Origin of the sequence: Commensalibacter communis, from assembly GCF_947179105.1 — a bacterium.
Lineage (GTDB): Bacteria > Pseudomonadota > Alphaproteobacteria > Acetobacterales > Acetobacteraceae > Commensalibacter > Commensalibacter communis.
In genome coordinates, this window is the sequence record NZ_CAMXCK010000014.1 from 2,501 (window position 1) to 5,954 (window position 3,454).

At 49.3% G+C, this 3,454-nt stretch carries 1 tRNA gene and 2 rRNA genes; all 3 read left to right on the plus strand.

Features of this window, described 5'->3' with window-relative positions:
* Positions 1-102: 102 nt before the first annotated feature.
* The 3 genes from PQG52_RS11225 (at position 103) to PQG52_RS11235 (ending at position 3,412) form a co-directional block, all read left to right on the plus strand.
* Positions 103-2,838: ribosomal RNA gene (locus PQG52_RS11225) — 23S ribosomal RNA — on the plus strand.
* A 104-nt stretch (positions 2,839-2,942) separates the two neighbouring features.
* Positions 2,943-3,058: ribosomal RNA gene (gene rrf, locus PQG52_RS11230) — 5S ribosomal RNA — on the plus strand.
* A 277-nt stretch (positions 3,059-3,335) separates the two neighbouring features.
* Positions 3,336-3,412, plus strand: a tRNA-Met gene (locus tag PQG52_RS11235).
* The last annotated feature ends 42 nt before the right edge of the window (positions 3,413-3,454 follow it).

Sequence of the window (3,454 nt, forward strand, 5' to 3'; positions counted from 1 at the left end):
ATTAAGTATTTTATTTGCTGTGGATTATTTTGATTGTTTTTAGAGATAAGAATGATTGAGGTAAGGGCAGGTGAAGTGGCTGATATGAGTGTATGTGTGATGAGTAAGAGCACAAAGAGCATTTGGTGGATGCCTTGGCATCAGGAGGCGACGAAAGACGTAGCACGCTGCGAAAAGCCACGAGGAGTTGCGAGCAAACTTTGATCCGTGGATATCTGAATGGGGCAACCCCCCTCGTATGAGGGATCATGCACTGAATACATAGGTGTATGAGGCGAACCCGGGGAACTGAAACATCTAAGTACCCGGAGGAAAAGACATCAACAGAGATTCTGCTAGTAGTGGCGAGCGAACGCGGAACAGGCCAGTGGCTTTAAAGAGGTAAGTAGAATGGTATTGAAAGACCAGTCATAGAGGGTGATAACCCCGTATACGTAATATCTTTAAAGTCCTTGAGTAGGGCGGGACACGTGAAATCCTGTCTGAACATGGGGGGACCTCCCTCCAAGCCTAAATACTCCCTGATGACCGATAGTGAACAAGTACCGTGAGGGAAAGGTGAAAAGCACCCCGACAAGGGGAGTGAAAGAGACCTGAAACCAAATGCTTACAAACAGCTGGAGCCTCTTATGGGGTGACAGCGTACCTTTTGTATAATGGGTCAGCGAGTTTCTGTTTGCAGCAAGCTTAAGCCGATAGGTGTAGGCGCAGCGAAAGCGAGTCTTAATAGGGCATTAGTTGCTGGCAGAAGACCCGAAACCAAGTGATCTAGCCATGGCCAGGTTGAAGGTGCGGTAACACGCACTGGAGGACCGAACCCACGTCTGTTGAAAAAGACGGGGATGAGCTGTGGCTAGGGGTGAAAGGCCAATCAAACTTGGTAATAGCTGGTTCTCCGCGAAATCTATTGAGGTAGAGCGTCACGTATTACCTTGGGGGGTAGAGCACTGAATGGGCTCGGGGGTCCCAAAGACCTACCAAACCTAATCAAACTCCGAATACCCAAGAGTATGAGCGTGGCAGACAGACAGTGGGTGCTAAGGTCCATTGTCGAGAGGGAAACAGCCCAGACCACCAGCTAAGGCCCCCAAATGATATCTAAGTGGGAAAGGATGTGGAGATTCCAAAACAACCAGGAGGTTGGCTTAGAAGCAGCCATCCTTTAAAGAAAGCGTAATAGCTCACTGGTCTAATTAAGAAACTCTGCGCCGAAAATGTAACGGGGCTCAAGATATCTGCCGAAGCTGTGGGTGCATATTTATATGCGCAGTAGCGGAGCGTTCTGTAAGTCTGTGAAGGAGACGGGGTGACCCTCTCTGGAGATATCAGAAGTGCGAATGCTGACATGAGTAGCGACAAACAGTGCGAGAAACACTGTCGCCGAAAGTCCAAGGGTTCCTGCGCCAGGTTAATCCACGCAGGGTTAGTCGGCCCCTAAGGCGAGGGCGAAAGCCGTAGTCGATGGAAATCAGGTTAATATTCCTGAACCTGCTAGAAGTGACGAATAGAATATGTTGTCAGATCTTATTGGATTGATCTGGCTTTTGGACTATTCCAGGAAATAGCTCTAGCGGATAGACCGTACCCGAAACCGACACAGGTGGACTGGTAGAGAATACCAAGGCGCTTGAGAGAACGATGCTGAAGGAACTAGGCAAATTACTTGCGTAACTTCGGGATAAGCAAGACCGGATCGTGGGCAACCATGATCAGGTGGCACAGAGCAGGGGGTAGCGACTGTTTAGTAAAAACACAGGGCTCTGCAAAGTCGAAAGACGACGTATAGGGTCTGACGCCTGCCCGGTGCCGGAAGGTTAAGAGGAGGTGTGCAAGCACTGAATTGAAGCCCCGGTAAACGGCGGCCGTAACTATAACGGTCCTAAGGTAGCGAAATTCCTTGTCGGGTAAGTTCCGACCTGCACGAATGGCGTAACGACTTCCCCGCTGTCTCCAGCATCGGCTCAGCGAAATTGAATTCCCCGTGAAGATGCGGGGTATCCGCGGTCAGACGGAAAGACCCTATGAACCTTTACTGCAACTTTGTAGTGGCATCAGGAAAACGCTGTGTAGGATAGGTGGGAGGCTTTGAAGCAGAGGCGCCAGTCTTTGTGGAGCCATCCTTGAAATACCACCCTGAGTTTTTTTGATGTCTAACCATATCCAGTAAGCCTGGATTGGGACCCTGCATGGTGGGCAGTTTGACTGGGGCGGTCGCCTCCCAAAAAGTAACGGAGGCGCGCGATGGTGGGCTCAAGCCGGTCGGACATCGGCTGTTGAGTGCAATGGCATAAGCCCGCCTGACTGTGAGAGTGACAGCTCGAACAGAGACGAAAGTCGGCCATAGTGATCCGGTGGTTCCACGTGGAAGGGCCATCGCTCAACGGATAAAAGGTACTCTAGGGATAACAGGCTGATCTCCCCCAAGAGTCCACATCGACGGGGAGGTTTGGCACCTCGATGTCGGCTCATCACATCCTGGGGCTGGAGCAGGTCCCAAGGGTTCGGCTGTTCGCCGATTAAAGTGGTACGTGAGCTGGGTTTAGAACGTCGTGAGACAGTTCGGTCCCTATCTGCCGTGGATGTCGAGACTTGAGAGGATTTGCCCCTAGTACGAGAGGACCGGGGTGAACATACCTCTGGTGTACCGGTTGTTGCGCCAGCAGCACCGCCGGGTAGCTAAGTATGGAAAGGATAACCGCTGAAAGCATCTAAGCGGGAAACCCCCCTCAAAACGAGGTCTCATTACGGGCCGTGGTAGACCACCACGTTAATAGGTCAGGTGTGAAAGCATGGAAACATGTGCAGCTAACTGATACTAATCGCCCTTGCACTTACACTATAAACACACATACACTCATATCAGTCACTCTTATAAATAACCAATTCCAAATTAACCAACCATAAACTCACAATACCAACCAACAACAGGGTATATTAGATGACCTGGTGGCAATGGCGGGGAGTGAACCACCCGATCCCATCCCGAACTCGGCCGTGAAAACCCCCAGCGCCCATGATACTATGTCTTAAGGCATGGGAAAGTAGGTCGCCGCCAGGTCTTCTAATATACCCAATTAAAACTTACACACTATAATCCAAAACGTTAATCACTATCGATTAACCAACACTCAATATGCGGATTATAAATATCAAACCTCATTAATAATTATTCCATTAATGATCAAACCAATAAATTATCTGAACAAGCCTTCAATATCAATCAAGTGCAATTCAGATCAAAATAACTGAGCTTCTCATCTTAAGAACATCTCAGTCACCATATATGCCAAATGGGAAAGCTTATGAACCCAATATAACTCAGGCATATACACCCCTGCGGGGTGGAGCAGCCCGGTAGCTCGTCAGGCTCATAACCTGAAGGTCAGAGGTTCAAATCCTCTCCCCGCTCCCAATACTCCAAATATCATCAGTTTAAAGCACAGATAGTGACGAT